The organism is Sinorhizobium alkalisoli (assembly GCF_008932245.1).
In the GTDB taxonomy this organism is placed as follows: Bacteria; Pseudomonadota; Alphaproteobacteria; order Rhizobiales; family Rhizobiaceae; genus Sinorhizobium; species Sinorhizobium alkalisoli.
In genome coordinates this window covers 2,835,943-2,858,206 of record NZ_CP034909.1, presented here as the reverse complement: position 1 = coordinate 2,858,206, position 22,264 = coordinate 2,835,943, and the positions used below count along the sequence as shown (strand labels likewise).

The following is a 22,264-nucleotide window of genomic DNA, read 5'->3' as shown; positions in this document are numbered from 1 at the left end:
GGATACCCATGTATCTCGGACTGGATCTCGGTACCTCCGGCGTCAAGGCGATGCTGATCGATGACGACCAGCGCATCGTCGGTTCCGCCTCGGCCGGTCTCGACGTGTCTCGCCCGCGTCCCGGCTGGTCGGAACAGGATCCCGCCGACTGGATCCGTGCGGCTGACGAGGCGATCGGCGGGCTCAAGGCGGCCCATTCACAGGCGCTTGCCGCCGTCCGCGGGATCGGCTTGTCCGGCCAGATGCACGGCGCAACGCTTCTCGACAAGCATGACGCCGTGCTTCGGCCGTGCATACTCTGGAACGACACCCGCAGCTACGCCGAAGCAGCCGAACTCGACAGCGACCCGCAGTTCCGCGCGCTCACCGGCAACATTGTCTTTCCCGGCTTCACCGCGCCGAAGCTCGCCTGGGTGCGGGAAAACGAGCCGGAGATCTTCGCGCAGCTGCGCTGGGTCCTGCTGCCCAAGGACTATCTCCGCCTGTGGCTGACCGGCGAGCACATGTCGGAAATGTCGGATTCCGCCGGCACGTCGTGGCTCGACACGGGCAAGCGCCGGTGGTCCGAGAGTCTGCTTGCCGCCACATACCTCGAGGAGCGGCAGATGCCGAGCCTCGTCGAGGGGACCGAAGGGGCCGGCGCCTTGAGGCCGGAACTTGCGAGCCGCTGGGGCATGGGCCAGAACGTCGTCGTGGCCGGCGGCGCCGGCGACAATGCGGCGTCTGCCTGCGGCATGGGCACCGTCGGCGAGGGGGATGCTTTCGTCTCGCTCGGAACGTCCGGCGTGCTCTTTTCCGCCAACGCCCGCTATCTCCCCAATCCGGAAAGCGCCGTTCATGCCTTCTGCCATGCGCTGCCCAACACATGGCATCAGATGGGCGTCATACTTTCGGCGACCGACGCGCTGAACTGGCATGCGGGCGTAACCGGCAGGAGCGCGGCGGATCTCACCGCAGAGCTTGGCGATGAGCTCAAGGCGCCCGGTTCGGTCACCTTCCTTCCCTATCTCTCCGGAGAGCGCACGCCGCACAACGACGCGGCGATCCGCGGCGCCTTTGCCGGCCTTGGGCACGAGAGCTCGCGAGCGGTGCTGACGCAGGCGGTGCTCGAAGGCGTTTCCTTTGCGATTCGCGACAGCCTGGAAGCCTTGCGGTCGGCCGGCACGTTGCTTTCCCGCGTCACTGCGATCGGCGGCGGCTCCCGCTCCCGCTATTGGCTGAAATCGATCGCGACGGCGCTCGACCTGCCGGTCGACCTACCGGCCGATGGCGATTTCGGTGCGGCGTTTGGCTCGGCGCGGCTCGGTCTGATCGCCGCGACCGGCGCGGATGCGTTTTCTGTCTGCACGGCGCCCGAGACGGCGGAAACGATCGCGCCCGACGCCTCGCTGGTGCCGGCCTATGAAGACGCCTACCGGCGCTACCGTCGGCTTTACCCCGCAATCAAGGGAGCGACGATGTAACGAGCCAGGCACAGCCGGCCGGTGCCGGTCACCCGAGGGACTGTAAACGATTACCTTTCCACCAGACGGCCGGACAGAGCCGGCATTGCAGAGTCCATGAGAGGAGCCAGCCGTGAACACGGGTTTTTTCGGCGATATCGCCAAGATCAAATATGAAGGGCCGGAAAGCACCAATCCGCTTGCCTTCCGTCACTACAATCCGGACGAGATCGTCCTTGGCAAGCGGATGGAGGAGCATCTGCGCTTCGCCGTCGCCTACTGGCACACATTCGTCTGGCCGGGCGGCGATCCCTTCGGCGGACAGACCTTCGAGCGTCCATGGTTCAAGGACACGATGGAAGCGGCGAAGCTCAAGGCCGACGTTGCCTTCGAGTTCTTCCAGTTGCTCGGCACGCCCTACTACTGCTTCCATGACGCGGATGTGCGCCCGGAGGGCCGGAACTTTGCCGAGAACACCAGCAACCTCAATGAGATCGTCGACTATTTCGCCAGGAAGCAGGCGGACAGCGGGGTAAAGCTGCTTTGGGGTACCGCGAACCTCTTCTCGAACCGCCGCTATATGGGCGGTGCCGCGACCAATCCCGACCCGGACGTCTTCGCCTTCGCGGCGGCGACCGTGAAGACCTGCATCGACGCGACGCAAAAGCTCGGCGGCGAGAACTACGTGCTCTGGGGCGGGCGCGAGGGATATGAGACGCTGCTCAACACCGACATGAAGCGCGAGCTCGACCAACTCGGCCGCTTTTTAAATCTCGTCGTCGAATACAAGCACAAGATCGGCTTCAAGGGCACGATCCTCATCGAGCCGAAGCCGCAGGAGCCGACAAAGCACCAATACGATTACGACGTCGCGACCGTCTACGGCTTCCTGAAGAAATACGGCCTCGAAAACGAGGTGAAGGTGAATATCGAGCAGGGCCACGCGATCCTCGCCGGCCACTCGTTCGAGCACGAACTGGCACTTGCCAATGCGCTCGGCATCTTCGGCTCGATCGACATGAACCGCAACGATTACCAGTCCGGCTGGGATACCGACCAGTTCCCGAACAATGTTCCGGAAATGGCGCTCGCCTACTATCAGATCCTGTCCGGCGGCGGCTTCAAGACCGGCGGCACCAATTTCGATGCGAAGCTGCGCCGCCAGTCGATCGATCCGGAGGATCTGCTGATCGGCCATATCGGCGGCATGGATTGCTGCGCGCGCGGCCTGAAGGCGGCGGCGAAGATGATCGGGGACAAGGCGCTCTCGGCCCCGCTCGACAAACGTTACGCCGGCTGGGCTGTACCCGAAGCGAAGAAGATGCTCGAGGGCGGCTTCTCGCTCGAAGAGATCGAGGCCTGGGTTCTGAAGGCCGACCTCAATCCGCAGCCCAAATCCGGCAAGCAGGAACTTCTGGAAAACATCGTCAACCGTTACGTCTGACGGGCATCCGTCCCTTGGCAGGGGCGTGGTCAGCGCTCCTGCCGGCGTGACGAGTTCTTTTTCCACAAGGCGGCAGAAGCCCATTGCCCCTGACGGAAATTCTGTTAGCTTTTGGCTCCTGCAACGTTGCAGGTATGTCGGTTGTCACGAAATTGCGGGGACGAAGCGCTCAACGGCCACCACTTGACCGGCACGCCGGTTTTCTCAGAGAGGCAAAAGGGAGGAAATTTGCATGAGGACCATCAAGGGACCGGGGCTCTTTCTTGCGCAATTCGCCGGCGATGCGGCGCCGTTCAACTCCTGGGACGCGATCACCAAATGGGCCGCCGATTGCGACTACAAGGGCGTGCAGGTACCGAGCTGGGACGGCCGGCTCTTCGACCTGAAGAAGGCAGCCGCATCGAAGACCTATTGCGACGAGATCACCGGCACGGCACGCGACAACGGCGTCGAGATCACCGAGCTTTCGACCCATCTTCAGGGCCAATTGGTGGCGGTGCATCCCGCCTATGACGAGGCCTTCGACGGTTTCGCCGCACCGGAGGTTCGCGGCAATCCGAAGGCGCGCCAGGAATGGGCGGTCGAGCAGGTGAAGCTGGCGCTGACGGCTTCGAAGAACCTCGGTCTCAACGCCATGGCAAGCTTTTCCGGCGCGCTCGCCTGGCCCTTCGTCTATCCTTGGCCGCAGCGTCCCACAGGCCTGGTGGAAACCGCCTTCGACGAGCTCGCCCGGCGGTGGAAACCGATCCTCGACCATGCGGAGGATTGCGGCGTCGACGTCTGCTATGAAATCCACCCGGGCGAGGACTTGCACGACGGCATAACCTACGAGATGTTCCTCGAACGGACCGGCAATCACGCCCGCGCTTGCATGCTCTTCGATCCGTCCCACTACGTGCTGCAGTGCCTCGATTATCTCGACAATATCGACATCTACAAGGACCGCATCCGGATGTTTCACGTCAAGGATGCGGAGTTCAATCCGACCGGGCGGCAGGGCGTCTATGGCGGTTATCAGGGCTGGGTCAACCGCGCTGGCCGCTTCCGTTCGCTCGGCGACGGTCAGGTGGATTTCGGTGCGGTGTTTTCGAAGATGGCGGCGAACGACTTCGCCGGCTGGGCTGTGGTTGAGTGGGAATGCGCCTTGAAGCACCCGGAGGACGGCGCGCGCGAGGGCGCGGAGTTCGTCAAGGCGCACATCATCCACGTCACCGAAAAGGCCTTCGACGATTTCGCCGACAGCGGCACGGATGAGGCGGCGAACCGGCGGATGCTGGGGATTTAAGCGGGAAACCCCTCCCCAACCCCTCCCCACAAGGGGGAGGGGCTTCCCGAACTGCTCCCGCCGTCATCATCAGCAAGATATCCATACTCCCGAAAGGCGTCGGGACATGAATGGAGCGGACGGCAGGTGAAGCCGCTCCCCCTTGTGGGGAGGGGGTGGGGAGGGGGCTTTGTATTGCCCAACAGCTAAGGTCAGGAGAGGAAACACGCATGGCAGTTGAGGGAAGCAGCACGGAAACTCATCAGAAGCGCATCCGTCTCGGCATGGTGGGCGGCGGCTCCGGCGCCTTCATCGGCGCGGTGCATCGCATCGCCGCTCGGCTCGACGGTCACTATGAGTTGGTCGCCGGCGCTCTGTCGTCGACGCCGGACAAGGCCCAGGCCTCGGGCCGCGAGCTCGGCCTAGACCCCTCGCGCGTCTATTCCGATTTCAAGGAAATGGCGATCCGCGAGGCGAAGCTGAAGAACGGCATCGAGGCGGTGGCGATCGTCACGCCCAATCACGTGCATTATGCCGCCGCCAAGGAATTTCTGAAGCGCGGCATTCACGTGATCTGCGACAAGCCGCTGACCTCGACACTTGCCGATGCGAAGAAGCTCAAGCAGGCGGCGGACGAAAGCGATGCGCTCTTCGTCCTGACGCATAACTACACCGGCTATCCGATGGTGCGGCAGGCGCGCGAGATGATCGCGAATGGGGAGATCGGCGCCGTCCGCCTCGTCCACATGGAATACCCGCAGGACTGGCTGACCGAGAGCATCGAGCAGTCCGGCCAGAAACAGGCGGCATGGCGGACGGATCCGGCGCGCTCCGGCGTCGGCGGCTCGACCGGCGATATCGGCACTCACGCGTATAATCTCGGCTGCTTCGTATCGGGGCTGGAACTGGACGAGCTTTCCGCCGATCTCGACAGTTTCGTTCCCGGCCGTCAGCTCGACGACAACGCCCATGTGATGCTGCGCTTCAAGGAGAAGGACGGCGCGCGCGCAAAAGGCATGCTCTGGTGCAGCCAGGTGGCGCCCGGTAACGAAAATGGGCTGATGCTGCGCGTCTATGGCAGCAAGGGCGGTCTCGAATGGACGCAGAAGGACCCCAATTATCTCTGGTACACGCCCTTCGGCGAGCCGAAGCGCCTGCTGACCCGCGCCGGTGCGGGTGCATCACCGGCGGCTGCCCGAGCATCGCGTATTCCTTCGGGCCATCCGGAAGGCTATCTCGAAGCCTTTGCCAATATCTATACGGAAGCGGCGCGGGCGATCCATGCCAGGGGCAACGGCGAAACGGTGGACCCGGCCGTCACTTATCCGACAATCGACGACGGTATGAAGGGCATGGTCTTTGTCGACGCCTGCGTTCGCTCCTCGAAGCGCAACGGCGCCTGGATAAAGGTTTGAGGCCCGGGCGATGGGAGGGGCAACCCTTCCGTCGCGGGTTGACATTTGCCACTGTCGCTTCAGGCGGTGGTCGGAATAGAAGAGGCGCAGCGGCGGCCACGGCTTGTCGGCCGGACGCCGCTGCCAGAGCAAGGATGATGAGCATGATCGAAGCCAGGAAACTCGCAGAGCGCTTCCCGGGCGACTTTGTCTTCGGCGTTGCCACAGCTTCCTTCCAGATCGAGGGCGCCAGCAAGGCGGACGGACGCAAGCCGTCGATCTGGGATGCCTTTTCCAATATGCCCGGCCGTGTTTTCGGGCGCCACAACGGCGACATCGCCTGCGATCACTACAATCGGCTGGAGCAGGACCTCGACCTGATCAAGAGCCTCGGCGTCGAGGCCTATCGCTTTTCGATCGCCTGGCCACGCATCATTCCGGAAGGCACGGGACCGGTCAACGAGAGGGGGCTCGACTTCTACGATCGGCTCGTCGACGGCCTGAGGGCCCGCGGCATCAAGGCCTTTGCCACACTTTACCACTGGGACCTGCCACTGGCGCTGATGGGCGACGGCGGCTGGACAGCGCGGACCACCGCCTATGCCTATCAGCGTTATGCCAAGACGGTGATCGCCCGTCTCGGCGACCGGCTTCACGCGGTGGCGACCTTCAACGAGCCCTGGTGCTCCGTCTGGCTCGGACATCTTTACGGTATCCATGCGCCGGGCGAGCGCAACATGGATGCGGCGCTTGCCGCACTGCATTTTACCAATCTCGCCCACGGCCTCGGCGTCGGAGCAATCCGCTCGGAACGGCCGGAACTGCCGGTCGGCATGGTCATCAACGCTCATTCGGTCTATCCCGGCAGCGACAGCGCCGAGGACAAGGCTGCGGCCGAACGTGCTTTCGATTTCCACAATGGCGTCTTCTTCGATCCGGTCTTCAAGGGCGAGTACCCGGAGGGCTTCCTGGCGGCGCTCGGTTCCCGCATGCCGCCGATCGAAGACGGCGACATGGCGACGATCGCACAGCCCCTCGACTGGTGGGGGCTCAATTATTACACGCCGATGCGCGTCTCGCAGGACCCCGCCCCGGGTGCCGAATATCCGGCCACGGTCAGTAGCAAGCCGGTCAGCGAGGTGAAGACGGATATCGGCTGGGAGGTCTTCGCGCCGGCGCTCGGCACTCTGGTCGAAACGCTGAACGCCCGTTATGCGCTCCCCGACTGCTACATCACCGAAAACGGCGCCTGCTACAACATGGGCGTCGAGAAAGGCGCTGTCGACGACCAGCCGCGGCTCGATTACATCGCCGACCACCTGGCGGTGACGGCAGACCTTATCGCCAAGGGATATCCCATGCGCGGCTATTTCGCCTGGAGCCTCATGGACAATTTCGAATGGGCCGAAGGCTATCGCATGCGCTTCGGCATCGTCCATATCGATTACGAGACGCAGGCGCGAACGATCAAGAAGAGCGGTTACTGGTACCAGGAACTGGCGGAGCGGTTCCCGAAGGGCAACCATAGGGCTGTGTGACACTACAGCGCCGCGGGTCTTATTAGACGCGCTGTAGCACTTTGAATTACTGCATGCGCACCTGAACGGCTCGGGAAGGTCGTCGTTCGGTTCAGTTCCCCAGATGCCTATCTCCGCGCTTCTTCGCCAGGGCGATCTGCCGCTTTCGTTCCCGGTAGCGCTCGCGATCCTCCTCGCTGCGCTCGTCGTGACAATGCACACAGGAGACGCCTTCTTCGTGGAGAGGCGAGAACAGGTCTTCGGGCGTCAAGGGCTGGCGGCAGGCATGGCAGAGCGTGTGCTCGCCTTCCTGAAGGCCGTGGGTGACCGAAACGCGCTCGTCGAAGACGAAGCAGGCGCCGTCCCAGAGGCTCTCCTCCAACGGGATTTCCTCGAGATATTTGAGAATGCCGCCCTTGAGATGGTAGACCTCCTCGAAGCCCTGTTCCTTCATGAAGGCGGTCGCCTTCTCGCAGCGTATGCCGCCGGTGCAGTACATGGCGATCTTCGGCTTGTTGTGCAGCCCACCATGGTTGCGTACCCAATCGGGAAACTCCCGGAAGCTCTTCGTCTTCGGGTCGACGGCGCCGCGGAAGAGGCCGATCGCGGTTTCGTAGTCGTTGCGCGTATCGATGACGAGCGTCTCGGGATCGGAGATCAACGCGTTCCAGTCCCTCGGCTCCACATAGGTGCCGACCACCCGATTGGGGTCAATGTTCTCGACGCCCATGGTGACGATCTCCTTCTTCAGGCGCACCTTCATGCGCAGGAAGGGCATGGACGAGGCCCGGCTCTCCTTGTGCTCGAGGCGGGCGAATTCGGGCTGCGCGCGCAGAAAGGCGAGCACCGCGGCGATTCCTTTCTCGCTGCCGGCGATCGTGCCGTTGATGCCCTCCCGGGCGATGAGCAGCGTGCCCTTGATCCCGTTTTCATCGCAGACGACCTGCAGCGGTCCGCGGAATTCGGCGAAGCGCGCAAAGGAAACGAAGTGATAGAGCGCGGCCACGAGAAATTGGCCTTGCGTCTCCGGGCGCGGTGTCGTGAAGGTGTCGTTCATGGGCAGGCAAATACAGCTTTCGGGCCTCCGGCGCAATTGCGGCGAATAGCGCCTGTGATCGCCGCTCCCCTGCAAACGGGGGGAAGATGGCGGGGAGGCCGGATGAGAGGCAAAAGAAGCTACCGTCCCGCCTCGAGCCAGAGTAATCCGACCGTCCGGCTCTCCCGCTCCGGCGCGTCGAAAAAGACGGCTTGCGCCCGCTGCAGAGCCTCCTGACGAAGTTCTTCCTGGCGGGCGATTACGGCTGAAAGGAGATGTGTCTGGTTCTGACTGTCGCCGGCGATCTCCGGCTCTTCGTCGATGAGCGACGTCAGGGTGGAGAGGTCGTTCAGGTGGCCGAGCAGGTCGACCAATTCCTTGGTGTCTGACCGCTTTGCCTGCATGGCTGATGGCCACACTTCCCTGAGGAGGGCGAGATGCATCCGATAGTCCTGGGCACGCTTGCGCAACTCGTGAAAGAGCACGGCGTCGGTGCCCGTTTCGCAGGCAGACCTCGCGCGCGCCGCGCGTTTCAGCGTGCGCCGCCAGCCCTTTTCCAGGCGGGCGGCCGATTTTCGCCTGCCATCATGGAACGACACGCGCGCGAGTGCCGCAAGCGCCGCTTCGCAGCCGGCGATTGTCGCGCAGATTTTTCGCTCGAGATCGGTTTCCTCTGCAGCGATCCTGTCGCGGCGGATCGCCAGGATCGCGCAGACCTTATCCAGAGCGACCTGCTGCTCCTCACTTGCCGCATGCGCACGCAGGTAATTGGCGTTTTCGACAAGCGCGGCCGCATCGCGCACGATCGACAGATTCCGCGCCATTTCCCGAATGCGGGCGTTTTCCTGCTTCTGGAAGAGCGCCGCGTCGCAGGCCACCAAACGGTAGAGGGCTCGCAGACGCTTGAAGTTCTTGCGAGCGTCGTGGATCGCCTCATGCATGCCTGCCGGCTGCTCCTCCAGCACCGCCAATGCGCACCCGATCTGCTCGGCCGCGATCGCGCGGAAGTCTTCCGTGAAGGGATGGGCAGGGTCGAAGGCATAGGTCATGGCTGAGCCACCAGGACCCCTTCAGTGGCGAGCGCCTGGTTGGAATAGCGGCGGTCGCCGGTGATCTCCCGCCCCACCCAGACGGGCAAGGCGGGCAGATCCGATTCCCGCTTCATTTCCACCTCGGCGACGACGAGTCCCCCGAGCGCGCCCTCGTAGACGTCGACCTCCCAGGTGAAACCCTTGTGCGGCACGCGAAAGCGCCGCTTCTCGATGACGAGGCCGACCGCCTGGCCCAGCAACTCGCGGGCGTCGTCCATCGGCAGATCATATTCGTATTCATTTCGAACGAGCGAGGATTTGCCGATCTTCACGGTGAGGCGCGCCCATTTGTTGCCGTGGATGCGGACCCGCACCGAGCGATCCGCCATGGTCACGATATAGGCCTGCCGAAGCCTGATACCCTTGTCGGCGTGGTGTTTCCAGCCGTCGGACGCGACCAGGAATTTTCGTTCGATCTCCTTAGCCATGGAAGCCTGCCGGTCTTGAGAGGTCCCTTACGGCAAGACTAGCGTCTAATCGGTCCGGCTCAAGCCATCTCTTTGTCGTGGATGATATTTTATCGTCTGCTTCATCAGGGTGGTGGGTGCGGTGCAGCTTTGGGGTCGACAATGACAGGCGGGCGGAGTATTCGAAGGGCAGGATTCAATCGTTTTAAAAGGACGGCGGGCATGAGCGTCAAGACCGACAGGCTTCTTTCCATCCTCAAGCTGCAACCGGTGGTACCGGTCTTGGTGATCGATGATGCGGCGACCGCCGTACCGCTCGCTCGGGCGCTGGTTGCCGGCGGCCTCAAGGCGATCGAGATCACGTTGCGTACGCCGGCGGCCCTCGAGGCGATCCGCGCGGTGGCAGATGAAGTCGAAGGCGCGGTTGCGGGCGCCGGAACTATCCTCAATGCGGCGCAGTTCGAAGCGGCCGTCGAGGCTGGGTCGCAATTCATCGTCAGCCCCGGCACGACACAGGAACTGATCGATGTCGCCAATGACCACGAAGTGCCGCTGCTGCCCGGTGCGGCAACGGCCAGCGAAGTGATGGGCCTTCGCGAGGAAGGCTATGAAGTGATGAAGTTCTTCCCCGCCGAACAGGCCGGGGGCGCTGCCTATCTGAAGTCGCTTTCTTCGCCGCTCGCTGGCAGCCTGTTCTGCCCGACCGGCGGCATCTCGCTCGCCAATGCATGCGAATACCTCTCGTTGCCGAACGTCGTCTGCGTCGGCGGTTCCTGGGTGGCGCCGAAGGACCTCGTAGCCAAGGGTGACTGGGCTGGAATCACCAAGCTCGCCGCGGAGGCAGCTGCACTGAAGGCTTGACGCAGCTTGCCTGGAAGGCCGGAGGCGGTCCATCCTCTTCCTCGGGTGTTTGTATTTTGCCGGCAAGGTTCCTATGTCTCTCTCCGCCGACCGGAGCGGGATGGGAACGCTGAAAGCGTCCCAGCCAAACCCATAAGGAGCGAGGCCGATGTTCGACGCGAAGAAATTGCTGGATCAGTTCCTGGGATCGCAGGTGCCCGGTGCCGGCGGCACGGTTCGCGACCGCGCGGACCAGGTGACGAAGCTCGCCAAGGACAATCCCTTGGCAACGGGTGCGATCGCGGCGGTCCTCCTAGGCACCAAGTCCGGCCGAAATCTGGCCGGCAATGCGGTGGCTCTCGGCGGCCTGGCGGCGATCGCCGGCCTCGGATACCAGGCCTACAAGAAGTATCAGGCGGGCCAGGCGCCCGCGGCCGAGCCCGCCACCCCGGCGCCCGCGCAATTGCCGGCGCCGCCGGCCGATTCCGGCTTCGTCGCGCCGGAGGCGGTGAGCGATGACTTCGCCCTGGTCCTCGTCCGCGCAATGATTGCTGCTGCCCGGGCCGATGGACATATCGACGAGTCTGAGCGGGGCCGTATCATGGACAAGCTGTCCGTTTCCGGCCTTTCGGCAGAGGCGGCCGCCTTCCTCGAAAGCGAGTTGGTAAACCCGGTCGATCTCGACGCGATCATTGCCGCCGGGACGACGGAGGAAAAAAGGGTGGAGATTTATACCGCCTCGCGCCTTGCGATCGAGCCGGAAAGCCGGGCCGAGCGCGGTTACCTCGATCTGCTGGCCGGCCGGCTTGGTCTTGCCGATGCGCTCGTCGACCATATCGAAGCCACCGTATCTGCGGCGAAACTTCCCGTCTGAAGCGATGTCGGCGAATCAGAGGCGCCATCCGGTTCGCTTGTCGGATGCATCACGACTTTGAATTTGCCGTCGATCGGCGTCCGTCCTACTGCATGTCTCGTTTGATCGACCTCAATTAAAGAGCAAAGACATGCAGCAATTCAAAATGCTACAGCGACCTTTGCGCGTCTAACAAGACGCGCGGCGCTGTATTGCGAGGCAAATGCAAAGCGGGAGAAATCGATGCGTGATCTTGCCCATTGGACGGCCTGCCCGGCGCCGCAGCCGGTGACGATCGACGGGCGCTACGTGCGCGTGGAGCCCTACGACCGCGCGACGCATCTCGAGGCGCTCTGGCATGACGCGTTTGGTGGTCTGGCGATCAATCCGTTGCTTAAATATTTCACGCAGGATGATTTTTCCGGCATCGCGGCCTTCGAGGACTGGCTCTCTGCCGTGCAGACGAAAGCCGGCTGGATCACGGAGGTGTTTCGCGATCGGGCGACGGACAAGATCGTCGGCATGGCGAACTATATGCGCGCCGACCCGACCAACGGCGTGGTGGAGGTCGGCGGTATTGCACATGGGCCCGCCATGGCCCGCTCGGCCCTCTCGACGGAAGCGCAATACCTGTTGGCGCGACACGCCTTCGAGAATCTCGGCTATCGCCGCTACGAGTGGAAATGCCACAGCGAGAACCAGCGGAGCCGCGCCGCGGCACTACGGCTCGGCTTCACCTTCGAGGGCATTTTCCGCCAGCACATGGTTTCCAAGCACGCCAATCGCGACACGGCATGGTACTCGATGATCGACTGCGAATGGCCGCTCATCAGGGCCGCCTTCGAAGACTGGCTGTCGCCTGACAATTTCGACGGCGAGGGGCGCCAGCGGCGGCGTCTCGAGGATATCCGCGCGGAGCTTTCGGCAAAGGAGCAGGCGTGACATGGCCGACAAGAAAGAAAAATCTCCGGCAATCGCGGCGGCGATCATTCTCGTCGTCGTCGGCACCGGCTTCTTCGCCCTGCCTTCGATCATGCTGCGGCTGGGCGACATCTCGCCCTGGCTCGCCGCCGGCTTCGGCGCCCTTTTCGTGCTCGCCTTCTTCCTGATCTTCTGGCTGCGCGCCCGCCACCAGCGTCGGCGCGGACAGTGAACTTGCTGTTACAGCGCCGCGCGTCTTTTTCAGACGCGCGGCGCTGTAGTCTTCCGGTCTCGGATGCCGATCGGGCGGTTGTCCCTCACTCCGACCACTTGCGGCGAGAGGCAGGTACAGAAGGAGAAGCTTCAGTGCCGCTCAGCTCTGCAGCGCCGCGCCCAACAGCACTAGCCCGAGGATAAGCACCAGCAGAGCGCCGGCAATCTCTATGCCGTTTGAAATGCGCATCGCGGCCGATCGGCTCGAGACGTAACGTAGCGCGAAGCCCTTAGCTGTCACGGCCATGGTGGCGAGGGTCGAGACGGTGATCGCGGTGCCGATCGACATGGCGAAGACCGAGAGCACGCCGCCGAGATAGAGCCCGTTCAGCAGGGCGAAGGAAAGCACGATCAGCGCGCCGGAGCAGGGGCGCAGGCCGACGGCGACGATCGCCGACCAGGCCTCGCTGAGGGCGAATCGGTCGCCTTTCAGCATTTTCGGGTCGGGCGCATGGGCATGGCCGCAGGTGGCGCAGATCCCGCCGGGAGCTTGCGCAGGGCCGTGATTGTTTTGGTGGTGACCGTGATCGTGATGGCTGTGATCATGGTGCACGTGATCGTGGTGGTCATGCACGCCGGACAAGGCGATGGCAGGCCGCGAAATGGAGCGCAGCTTGCGGAAGAGCAGCCAGCCGCCGAAGGCGGCTATCAGCCCATAGCTTGCGATTTCGAGCGACTGGGTCGCGCGAGTCATGTTGATCGAGGAGCCGCGCAGCACGAGATAGACCGCGCCGATCAGGAGGATGGCGACGACGCCCTGCAGGAGTGAGGAAAGAAACGACAGGAGCACGCCGCGTTTGAGCTCCGTCTCGTTGGCGATCATGTAGGAGGAGATGACCGCCTTGCCGTGGCCGGGGCCAGCCGCGTGGAGCACGCCATAGGTGAAGGAGAGCCCGACCAGCGACCAGAGCTGCCAGGGGTTCTCGCGCATGCCCTTGAGCGCGCCGGTCAGCAGTCGATAGAAGCTCTGTTGCTCCATGTTCACCCAGGCGAAAAAGCCGCCGAAGATCCCCGTGGTCTGGAAGGAGGGCTCGGCGGCGCCGATGCCGAGCGGCGACTGGGCCATGGCGATGGTTGCAGAAAGGGTCGTCAACAAAAGTGCAGCCGCGAGCGAGCCGCCGATCCTGCGGACGTTCAGCATGTTAACTCGATCCTGGTTGCGAAGAGCTTCGACATGTTGGTGCCCGTCGGATCGTTCCAGAAGGCGTCCGTGAGCGTGTCCTTGTTTTCGGCCAGCACTTCGTCCGGGTCCGGCCGCACCACCTGATGCTTGCAGGCCTCGATCTTGTCGCCGATGACGGTGAGATCGTTGTCGGTCGGGAAATCCATCGCCGTGTACATGGTCGGATCGTAGACGCCGAAGGAGAGCTTGCCTTTAAGCGGCATGGCTTCGGCCGGCGTGACGGCGAACATCATCAGGAGCTGATTGTCCTTGTAGTCGACGGTGATCTTGTCGGGCGGGTTGACCTTCACCGATTTGCCGTTGTCGAGAATTGTCGTGTAGTAATCGTACTCAGCCAGGGATTCGAGCACGGTCTGCCCGACCTCCTGCAACTCGTCCGGATCGAGCGTGGCATTCGCGTTCTTGTCGAAATCCAGCACGACGCTTGCCGAAAACATCTCATCGAAGCGCCAGACATTGCGCAACTCGCCGATCTCACCCTTGTCGTCCGAAACGATCTCGAGTCGCGCTTCGGCGAAAATATGCGGATGAGCGGCGGCAAGCGTGGGCGAAAGCAGCATTGCGAGACCGGCCATGGCGAGGCGTCGTGTCTTCATTCGTTTGGGAACCCTTCTCGGCCGGAGCGGCCGTTCGAATCGCCTCCCGAATGTACCCGAAATGGGACGGAATTGGGACTTGGCCCATACTGCTTCGGCATGTACGACGGTCGCAGCGCGCTTTACTACGTTCTCCGGAACCAGCTGTGCAGGAAATCGACGAAGGTGCGCACCTTTGTCGGCAGGTAGCGCCGGTGCGGATAGATTGCGTAGATGCCGCGATCCCTGGGCAGGAAATCGTCGAACAGCGACACGAGCTCGCCCGACTGAACCTTCGGGCGGGCGATGAAATCCGGCACGGCGGCAACACCGAGGCCGGCCGCCGCCGCCCGCAGGGTGGCAAGCGGACTGTTGACCTCGATCGGCCCGCTCACCGGAACGGTGAAGGAGGCGCCGTCCGCCCCGACGAACCGCCAATTCGAATAGGAGCGGCCGTTGGTGTCGAGGATACACGCGGCCTTCGAAAGCTCGCTCGGATGCTCGAGCGGGCCGCTTTTCGCAATATAGTCCGGCGAGGCGCAGATAACGATCTGGAAATCGTCGAGCTTGCGCGCGATCAGCGTCGAATCCTCGAGCCGGGTGATCCGAATGGCCACGTCAAATCCTTCTTCGACGAGATCGACGAAGCGGTCGTCGGAGACGATATCCAGGGATAATTCCGGGTGCTCCCTGCCGAAGTCGATCAGCGACTGGCCGATCTCGGCATCGACGAAGGTGCGCGGTACGGTGATCCTCAACCGGCCGCGCAGGTCGGAATTGTTGGCGCGGACGAGATCGGCGAGGTTGTCGATTTCCTTCAGGATCTCCGAGGCGCTGCGGTAATAGGTATGGCCGGCCTCGGTCAGCGAGAATTGCCGCGTCGTCCGGTTGAGGAGAAGGGCGCCGAGTTCGTCTTCGAGTTCCCGCACATATTTCGAGAGCAGCGCCTTGGATTTGCCGACCCGGCGGGCGGCGGCCGAAAAACCCTCCGCATCCACGACGTCGATGAAGGCGCGGATTCGGGTCAAGGTGTCCATAACTCGTCTTTCTCGTCGCGCTGTTCCGGCCGCCAAAGACGCAGGGGCATCCGCATTCTTCGGCGTCTTTGCTGCACCGACGACAGCCCGGAAATCGTTTGATCAAAGTGAACACTGGCGGTGACGCCCGGTCCAGAAAAAATTATGAGGCGAGCGGAAAAAACTCTTGATTACGACAATGATTTTTCTTACCTACGCCCTTGCCCAAAGTCGCACGTGCCTGTGGGTGTCCGCCGACCCTCGATTAGGTGAGGGTATCGGTAAGGTACCTGGAACTAACCCCTCCAGTCGCTATTCCGGCCAACCGGGAAATGCGAGGACATCTTGAAGCAACGACGGTGCGGGCCTTTCTGGTGTCTGCCGGCTCTCCAACAGCCGGGGTTACTGAAGAGGCACACCTTCATTGCCGGAAGTGCGGTTGGGATATCCCCTCCAATCCATGGCAGACAAAGCCGAGTCCTAGCCTTCGCGGGCTTCGATTCATCGTTCGCGCATCGAGCGCATGCATGGTTCCGGGGTCTCCACCGGCTGGTGCCAGTGCAAGCGCGCATGCCCTTTGTCCTCCACTCAGGTGGAGCTATTGGATCAGGGGAATATCGCCATGACCACGGCACGCATCATCGACTTCCTGAACACCCGACGTCCGGAAGGCCCTTGCCTCGTCGTCGATCTCGACGTTGTGCGCGATAATTTCAAGGCTTTCCGCCATGCGCTTCCCGACAGCGCGATCTTTTACGCCGTCAAGGCCAACCCGGCCCCGGAAATCCTGCGCCTCCTCGCCGGCCTCGGCTCCAATTTCGATTGCGCGTCCGTCGCCGAAATCGAAATGGCGCTCGATGCGGGCGCGACGCCGAGCCGCATTTCTTACGGCAACACCATCAAGAAGGAGCGCGATATCGCCCGCGCCCATGCGCTTGGGGTCAGCCTGTTCGCGGTCGACAGCCACGAGGAAGCGGAAAAGATTGCGCGTGCCGCTCCCGGCGCCCGGGTCTTCTGCCGCGTCCTGACCGACGGCGAAGGGGCCGAGTGGCCGCTGTCGCGCAAGTTCGGCTGCGTACCGCAAATGGCCGTGGACGTGCTCGTCTATGCCCATCAGCTCGGCCTCGTCTCCTATGGCGTGTCGTTCCACGTCGGCTCGCAGATGACGAAGCTCGACGCCTGGGATTCGGCTCTTGCCGATGCCAAGCGCGTCTTCGTCCAGCTTGCCAAGCAGGGCATCGAGCTCAAGATGGTCAATATGGGCGGCGGCTTCCCGACGAAGTACCTCAGGGACGTCCCGTCGTCCGAAGCTTATGGCCAGGCAATCTTCGGTGCGCTGAAGAAGCACTTCGGCAACAACATCCCGGAGACCATCATCGAGCCGGGCCGCGGCATGGTCGGCAATGCCGGCGTGATCAAGGCGGAAGTCGTTCTCGTCTCGAAGAAGTCGGACAACGACAACCACCGCTGGGTCTTCCTCGATATCGGCAAGTTCGGCGGTCTCGCCGAGACCATGGACGAGGCGATCCGCTACCCGATCCGCACCGTGCGCGACGACGACGCGATGGAGCCCTGCGTGCTCGCTGGCCCGACCTGCGACTCGGCCGACGTGCTTTACGAGAAGAACATGTATCCGCTGCCGATCTCGCTGACGATCGGCGATGAGGTTCTGATCGAAGGCACCGGTGCCTACACGACCACCTACTCGGCCGTCGCCTTCAATGGTTTCGAGCCGCTGAAGGCTTACGTGATCTGATCCGGCACGCTCCCGTGATTGCGGGAGCGGCCACTTCACAATTCTTGTCCGGTCCGCCTGAAGCGGTTTTGATGACGGGAGGCCCCGATGGCCGCTGTTGTTGACACCCTGCGCGCATTCTTCGCGCCGTCCACCTTTGTGATCGATTCCGAAAATGCGGGCGACGTCGTCGCGCGCGAAAACCTGCTCGACCGGGCCATGGGCCCCGGCCGCCGCAGGAAGTCGTCGGAAAAGTTGCGGCGCGGTCGTGTGCCGGCCGAAGGGCTTGCCCTCGTCGCGCGTGACCGCGACGGCCATGTCATCGCCACCGTCCGCCTCTGGAACGTCGAGGCCGGCATAGACCGTGAAGGGCACGCCGTGCCGGCGCTGCTTCTCGGTCCACTTGCCGTCGATCCGACGCATGAGGGCAAGGGCATCGGCGGCATGCTGATGCGTGCGGCGATAGAGGAGGCGAAGAGTCGCGGCCACGGCGCGATTCTGCTCGTCGGCGATGCCGCCTACTACGAGCGCTTCGGCTTTTTCGCGGAGCGGACGCAGCACCTTGTCATGCCCGGCCCCTTCGAGCGCAACCGTTTCCTGGCGCTCGAGCTCAAGGAAGGCTGGCTGGAAGGTGCGGCCGGCATGCTGGTCGCCAGCGGCCGCAAGCTAGCGCTGCCGCCGCTCAAGCGCGCGGCCTGACATTTTCTCGTCTCCAACCCTGCAGGGGCGATTATCAACGGCGCTCGCGTGTCCGGGCACGGGGGCGCCGTTTGCTTTTGGGGTAGGCGTTCACGAGGGTGCCCGCCGATAGAACGCCAGCGATCCGGCAAGCGCCAGAAGCGCACCGCCGCATATCCGGTCGAGCCATACGGCGCCGGACCGTTTCAGGAACCGGACGGCTTGGGAACCCACGAGGGCGTAGCCGAACATCACGAGGAAATCGATCGAGGCGAAGACGACGGCAAGCGCGGCGTATTGCGGCGGTTGCGGCAGCGCGGGGTCGATAAACTGCGGTAGGAACGCGGAAAAGAACAGGTAGCCCTTGGGATTGGTGACAGCGACCAGAAAACTCTTCAGGAAGACAGCACGCGATGTGCTCGCCGATGCGTCCGGCGTTCCGCTCGCAACATCAAGCGTGCCCTTGGAGCGCAGAAGCAGGATGCCCAAAAAAGCGAGATAAGCAGCGCCCAGCCACTTGACCACCGTGAACCAGAATTCGGATGCTGCCAGCAGAGCTCCGAGACCGAGCGCCACGGCGCCGATCAGGGCGAAATCGGACAGAACTGCGCCGATCATGCCCGCCACCGCCTTCTTCATGCCGTGGCGCGAGCCATTCGTGAGCGCGAGGAGAACCGTCGGACCTGGCGTCGCGATGCCGATAAAGGCAACGAGCGCGAATGCAAGTGTCGTGGCGTCGCTCATGATATCCTCCCTCAAGGAAGCCCAGTGGTCTCACAGCTGTTGCGTGCGCGCAACCGTTGTGTGCAACATTCGGCAAATCTTGGTTGAAGGGACTTTTCGCGTCGAGATGCGATTGGCCATCGCAGGCGTCACCCGCTACCCCGCAAGGTCCACGACTCCGCAATCGCCGGCGGCCGAACTGAAGGCGAGTTGACGGCCGGTCTTGTTCCAGGCCATGGCGGTGATTGCGCCCTTGCCGGGACGGCGCAGCAGTACTTCCTTGCTGTCGGCGAAACGGGCGGCGATGATCATGCCGTCCTCATATCCGATCGCGACGATATCCTCCGCCGGGTGGCAGGAGACCGCCGTCACCATGGTATTGCCGCGGGTGCCGAGTTCGAGCGGCGCCTTGCCCATGGGCCCGTCCTTACCCTGAAAGGGCCAGACGATCGCCGCCGGCGCGCCGGAGGAGGCGAGCCACTTGCCTTTGGCAGACCAGGAGAGCGATTTCACCTTGGCGGGATAGCCGGTCATGCGCATGTGCCGAGCCTCGGCACCGGGTTTCGCGTCGAGCTTCCAGCCATGCAGGGCGTTTTCCTGCATCGAGGTGACCACGAAGCGCCCGTCGGGAGAGAAGGTGACGCCCGTATGGGCGCCCTTCCATTCGAGGTCGACCGGCTTTCCGGCCATCGCCACCCAGTGCAACGACACGCCGTTGTAGCGTGCAACCGCGATGCGCAAGCCCTTGGGGGCAAAGGCAATGCCCTCGACCGTGCGGTCCTCGGCAAATTCCTTTGTGTTGCCGTCGGCAAGGCGGACATAGGCGGTCTTGCCGAAGGCGTATGCGACCGCGCCTTGGGGCCCGGCCGCCACTTCGGAAATCCACTTGCGCGGCGTTTCGGCGACGAGGCTCGCCGTGCCGTCGGCCAGGATGCGCATCACCTTGCCATCCTCTCCACCGGTCAGAAGCGTATCCGTTGCTTCGTCATGGGCCAGCGATAGCAGGCCGTCATGCGCTTCGGTGGTCCTGTGGCCGTGATCGAGCCGGTGAATGGCGCCGACGGCCCCGGCAAAAAAGGGAATGTCTTTCAGAAAGGCCACGCCGACGATGTGGCCTTCGAGATCGAGCGGTGCGACGGTCGGCATCGGTTGGTGAGGCTCTCTGGTTACAGATTGACGTCATTCGAAATCCGGCAAATCCGCGTCTGGCGGTCATGCCTGGGCTTCGCAGGCCTTGAAGGTGCGTTCGAGCTTCTCGCGGTCGAGATCGCGGCCGATGAAGACAAGGCGGCTCTCGCGCTTCTCGTCCTCCTTCCAGGGGCGCTGGTGGTCGCCTTCGATGATCATGTGCACCCCCTGGACCACGTAGCGTTCCGCGTCGCCGGAAAAAGCCACGATGCCCTTCAGGCGCAATATATTTGGTCCCTGCGTCTGGGTGACCTTCTGGATCCAGGGGAAGAAGCGCTCCGGATTCAACTCGCCACCGCGCAGAGAGATCGATTGCACCGTCACATCATGGATCGGCGAGGGGGCATGGTCATGGTGATGATGGTGGCGATGATCATGATGATCGTGGTGATCATGATGATCATGATGGTGGTGGTGATCGTGGTCGCAGTCGGGGCCGCAGACATGATCGTCATGCTGGTCCTGATCGAGGAAGTGCGGGTCGTTCTCGAGCGCCTTCTCGAGATTGAAGGCGCCCTGGTCGAGGACCTTGGCCAGTTCGATCTCCGAACGCTGCGTCCGGTAGATGCGGGCGGACGGGTTGATCACGCGTACCGTCGCCTCGATGCGGTCGAGCTCTTCCGGCGTGACGAGATCCGTCTTGTTGAGCAGCACGACGTCGGCAAAGGCGATCTGATCTTCCGCCTCGCGGCTGTCCTTCAGCCGGAGCGGCAGGTGCTTGGCATCGACCAGCGCTACGACGGCATCGAGTTCGGTCTTGGCGCGCACGTCGTCGTCCATGAAGAAGGTCTGGGCGACCGGCACCGGATCGGCGAGCCCGGTGGTCTCGACGATGATCGCGTCGAAACGGCCGGGACGGCGCATCAGCCCTTCGACGACCCGGATCAGGTCGCCGCGCACCGTGCAGCAGACGCAGCCATTGTTCATTTCGTAGATTTCCTCGTCGGACTCGACGATCAGGTCGTTGTCGATGCCGATCTCGCCGAATTCGTTGACGATGACTGCATAACGGCGGCCATGATTCTCGCTCAAGATGCGGTTGAGGAGCGTCGTCTTGCCGGCGCCCAGATAGCCCGTAAGCACGGTGACGGGGATCGGCTTCTGCGTCGATGTTTCGGTCATGGGGGCCTCGAGGATTGGCAATGCGCCGCGGCTATCAAAAGTGTTGGCGTCTCATATAAGAGATGGCGGAGCGAAGCGCAAATGCGCGGGGCGGCCTTTCGCCGGCACACGGCGCAGGCGACGCGGTCAGTCAAAGTCGCCGGCGTCGAAGGCCTGAACGTCCTGGAGCAACTCGATTATACCTTTCACCGCGTGGGCGATGAGGACTTCGCCGCGCGCGGCGGTGGCGGCCGCAGCATTGCCGGCGACGCCTTCGGAATTGAGGTCGGACATCTTCCAGCCGAAGGCGTGCGGCCCATAGGCGCGCAGGTGCTTGAAGCGGCGGGCGAACTCGCTCTGGCGCGAGGGGAAATTACGGGCCTTGGCCATGTCCACCTTGTCGGGATAAAGGGCCAGCATCGCCGAGGTCTCGATGTCGCCGCCGTGAATGTCGACCGCCTTGTCCTCGGGCTCGATCCAGCCTTCCGGTTGGCCGAAGCGGGTCCAACTCGTCGCGACGGCGAGCATGTCGAAGCGTATCCGCGCCTCGGTCGCGACGATCGTCACCAGGGGAGAATTGCCGCCATGGGCATTCAGCATCACCAGCTTGCGGATGCCCAGCGCGGCAAGGCGTCCGGCGATGCCGAGCCAGCGCGCGATCGCTTCGTCATAAGCAAGCGTCCGGGTCCCCGCCACGTCCATGTGCTCGACTGAATAGCCGACCGGCTCGACCGGCAGGAATGTCACAGGCAAATCCGCGGGCAATGCCGCAATGACGCGCTCGACGATGCCTTCGGCGATCAGCCGGTCGGTTTCGAAGGGGAGGTGGGGCCCGTGCTGCTCCTCGGCGCCGAGCGGTACCACGGCAATCCAGTCGCGCCGCTCAATGGGCAAAAGTTCGGCGGCATTGTCCTCCCAGCGGGACTTTGGCATCGACATATCTCTTCGGCCCTCGTCAGCGAATGTCGTAAAATTGTTATTTGAGTCATACAGTTCGTAATCACAAGCACTATTGTTATAAAGGTGGAGCAAGGGATTCGGCGGAGGTTCAATGGGTAAGAAGAGCAAAGCCGAAAAGAAGGGCAAGGACGGCAAGAGGAAGGAGGAGCTCGACGCCGAAGTGCATGACCAAGAGCTCGCTTCAGTACTCGTCCAGGCTGCGCGCTCGATGCGCACCGTGCTTTCCCGAAACCTCGTCGAGAGTGGTCTTTACGCGGGGCAGGACGGTGTCATGCTGGCCCTTGGCGAAAGTGACGGGCTGACCGCCGGGGCACTCGCCGCCAAGCTTGGGGTCAAAGCTCCGACCATGACGCGAACGATCGGTCGCATGGAAGCGCAGGGCTTCCTCGAGCGTCGGCCGGACGAGGATGATGCCCGGCTGACCAAGGTCTATCTCACGGCTCAGGGCCGGGACCGGCTGCAAAGGATTGCCGAGGCCGGTCAGCACTCTGAGAGACTCGCTACGCGAGGGCTCACCGACAAACAGGTGCGCACACTTCTGAAACTGCTGCGAATCGTCGACAGCAACCTGCAGGCGGCGAGAGCGGGCGAGTGACCCATCAACCGACTTCCCGATTGCAGCG

22 protein-coding genes are annotated in these 22,264 nt (G+C 63.1%); 12 read left to right on the top strand and 10 right to left on the bottom strand.

Annotated features, from left to right (window positions below):
* The first annotated feature begins 8 nt into the window (after positions 1 to 8).
* The 5 genes from xylB to EKH55_RS13815 all read left to right on the top strand — a co-directional run bounded on the left by xylB (position 9) and on the right by EKH55_RS13815 (position 7,082).
* Positions 9 to 1,463 carry a xylulokinase gene (gene xylB / locus EKH55_RS13835; RefSeq protein WP_069459062.1) on the top strand — a complete coding sequence of 485 codons (1,455 nt, stop codon included), beginning with the start codon at positions 9 to 11 and terminating at the stop codon, positions 1,461 to 1,463.
* 112 nt (positions 1,464 to 1,575) lie between these two features.
* Entirely contained in the window at positions 1,576 to 2,886 is a 1,311-nt protein-coding gene (xylA, locus tag EKH55_RS13830) for a xylose isomerase (protein ID WP_151611611.1), read from the top strand.
* A 232-nt stretch (positions 2,887 to 3,118) separates the two neighbouring features.
* On the top strand, positions 3,119 to 4,171 hold the full coding sequence (locus EKH55_RS13825; protein ID WP_151611610.1) for a sugar phosphate isomerase/epimerase family protein: 1,053 nt from the start codon (positions 3,119 to 3,121) through the stop codon (positions 4,169 to 4,171).
* A gap of 209 nt (positions 4,172 to 4,380) precedes the next feature.
* Positions 4,381 to 5,565, top strand: coding sequence for a Gfo/Idh/MocA family protein (locus EKH55_RS13820; protein ID WP_069459065.1), 1,185 nt, complete (start codon positions 4,381 to 4,383; stop codon positions 5,563 to 5,565).
* 143 nt (positions 5,566 to 5,708) lie between these two features.
* Positions 5,709 to 7,082 (top strand): GH1 family beta-glucosidase, encoded by a 1,374-nt coding sequence (locus tag EKH55_RS13815; RefSeq protein ID WP_151611609.1) that lies wholly within the window; start codon positions 5,709 to 5,711, stop codon positions 7,080 to 7,082.
* A 91-nt stretch (positions 7,083 to 7,173) separates the two neighbouring features.
* Here EKH55_RS13815 and trhO read toward each other — a convergent pair whose 3' ends face one another.
* From trhO to EKH55_RS13800, 3 genes are all read right to left on the bottom strand, one after another.
* Entirely contained in the window at positions 7,174 to 8,118 is a 945-nt protein-coding gene (trhO, locus tag EKH55_RS13810; RefSeq protein WP_151611608.1) for an oxygen-dependent tRNA uridine(34) hydroxylase TrhO, read from the bottom strand.
* A 119-nt stretch (positions 8,119 to 8,237) separates the two neighbouring features.
* Positions 8,238 to 9,146 carry a CHAD domain-containing protein gene (locus tag EKH55_RS13805; protein WP_151611607.1) on the bottom strand — a complete coding sequence of 303 codons (909 nt, stop codon included), beginning with the start codon at positions 9,144 to 9,146 and terminating at the stop codon, positions 8,238 to 8,240.
* Entirely contained in the window at positions 9,143 to 9,616 is a 474-nt protein-coding gene (locus EKH55_RS13800; RefSeq protein ID WP_151611606.1) for a CYTH domain-containing protein, read from the bottom strand. The genes EKH55_RS13805 and EKH55_RS13800 overlap by 4 nt, the downstream gene beginning before the upstream one ends.
* Positions 9,617 to 9,817: 201 nt before the next feature.
* On the opposite strand from EKH55_RS13800, the gene EKH55_RS13795 reads away from it, so the two are divergent.
* The 4 genes from EKH55_RS13795 to EKH55_RS13775 all read left to right on the top strand — a co-directional run bounded on the left by EKH55_RS13795 (position 9,818) and on the right by EKH55_RS13775 (position 12,441).
* Positions 9,818 to 10,456 (top strand): 2-dehydro-3-deoxy-phosphogluconate aldolase, encoded by a 639-nt coding sequence (locus EKH55_RS13795; RefSeq protein WP_151611605.1) that lies wholly within the window; start codon positions 9,818 to 9,820, stop codon positions 10,454 to 10,456.
* A gap of 148 nt (positions 10,457 to 10,604) precedes the next feature.
* Positions 10,605 to 11,309, top strand: a complete 705-nt coding sequence (locus EKH55_RS13790) for a tellurite resistance TerB family protein (RefSeq protein ID WP_069459071.1) — start codon at positions 10,605 to 10,607, stop codon at positions 11,307 to 11,309.
* A gap of 222 nt (positions 11,310 to 11,531) precedes the next feature.
* Positions 11,532 to 12,230, top strand: a complete 699-nt coding sequence (locus tag EKH55_RS13780) for a GNAT family N-acetyltransferase (RefSeq protein WP_151611604.1) — start codon at positions 11,532 to 11,534, stop codon at positions 12,228 to 12,230.
* A gap of 1 nt (position 12,231) precedes the next feature.
* Positions 12,232 to 12,441 (top strand): hypothetical protein, encoded by a 210-nt coding sequence (locus tag EKH55_RS13775; protein ID WP_069459073.1) that lies wholly within the window; start codon positions 12,232 to 12,234, stop codon positions 12,439 to 12,441.
* Positions 12,442 to 12,582: 141 nt separating this feature from the next.
* Here EKH55_RS13775 and EKH55_RS13770 read toward each other — a convergent pair whose 3' ends face one another.
* From EKH55_RS13770 to EKH55_RS13760, 3 genes are all read right to left on the bottom strand, one after another.
* Positions 12,583 to 13,623, bottom strand: a complete 1,041-nt coding sequence (locus EKH55_RS13770; protein WP_151611603.1) for a nickel/cobalt transporter — start codon at positions 13,621 to 13,623, stop codon at positions 12,583 to 12,585.
* A complete protein-coding gene (locus EKH55_RS13765; protein ID WP_069459075.1) occupies positions 13,617 to 14,261 on the bottom strand; it encodes a DUF1007 family protein in 645 nt (214 codons plus the stop codon). The genes EKH55_RS13770 and EKH55_RS13765 overlap by 7 nt, the downstream gene beginning before the upstream one ends.
* A gap of 125 nt (positions 14,262 to 14,386) precedes the next feature.
* Complete coding sequence (locus tag EKH55_RS13760; protein ID WP_069459076.1) at positions 14,387 to 15,277, bottom strand: LysR family transcriptional regulator; 891 nt, start codon at positions 15,275 to 15,277, stop codon at positions 14,387 to 14,389.
* Positions 15,278 to 15,878: 601 nt separating this feature from the next.
* Here EKH55_RS13760 and odc2 point away from each other — a divergent pair.
* Both odc2 and EKH55_RS13750 read left to right on the top strand, forming a co-directional pair.
* Entirely contained in the window at positions 15,879 to 17,012 is a 1,134-nt protein-coding gene (gene odc2, locus EKH55_RS13755; RefSeq protein ID WP_069459077.1) for an ornithine/lysine decarboxylase, read from the top strand.
* Positions 17,013 to 17,099: 87 nt separating this feature from the next.
* Complete coding sequence (locus tag EKH55_RS13750) at positions 17,100 to 17,690, top strand: GNAT family N-acetyltransferase (protein WP_069459078.1); 591 nt, start codon at positions 17,100 to 17,102, stop codon at positions 17,688 to 17,690.
* A 90-nt stretch (positions 17,691 to 17,780) separates the two neighbouring features.
* Here the strand turns inward: EKH55_RS13750 and EKH55_RS13745 are convergent, their stop codons facing one another.
* The 4 genes from EKH55_RS13745 to EKH55_RS13730 form a co-directional block, all read right to left on the bottom strand.
* Positions 17,781 to 18,413 (bottom strand): LysE family translocator, encoded by a 633-nt coding sequence (locus EKH55_RS13745; protein ID WP_151611602.1) that lies wholly within the window; start codon positions 18,411 to 18,413, stop codon positions 17,781 to 17,783.
* Positions 18,414 to 18,548: 135 nt separating this feature from the next.
* Entirely contained in the window at positions 18,549 to 19,538 is a 990-nt protein-coding gene (locus EKH55_RS13740) for a WD40 repeat domain-containing protein (RefSeq protein ID WP_069459080.1), read from the bottom strand.
* A gap of 66 nt (positions 19,539 to 19,604) precedes the next feature.
* A complete protein-coding gene (locus EKH55_RS13735) occupies positions 19,605 to 20,702 on the bottom strand; it encodes a CobW family GTP-binding protein (protein WP_069459081.1) in 1,098 nt (365 codons plus the stop codon).
* Positions 20,703 to 20,828: 126 nt separating this feature from the next.
* Positions 20,829 to 21,620: a creatininase family protein gene (locus tag EKH55_RS13730; protein WP_069459082.1), complete on the bottom strand. Its 792-nt coding sequence runs from the start codon at positions 21,618 to 21,620 to the stop codon at positions 20,829 to 20,831.
* Between the two features lie 112 nt (positions 21,621 to 21,732).
* Here EKH55_RS13730 and EKH55_RS13725 point away from each other — a divergent pair, with 112 nt between their 5' ends.
* Entirely contained in the window at positions 21,733 to 22,236 is a 504-nt protein-coding gene (locus tag EKH55_RS13725) for a MarR family winged helix-turn-helix transcriptional regulator (protein WP_069459083.1), read from the top strand.
* The last annotated feature ends 28 nt before the right edge of the window (positions 22,237 to 22,264 follow it).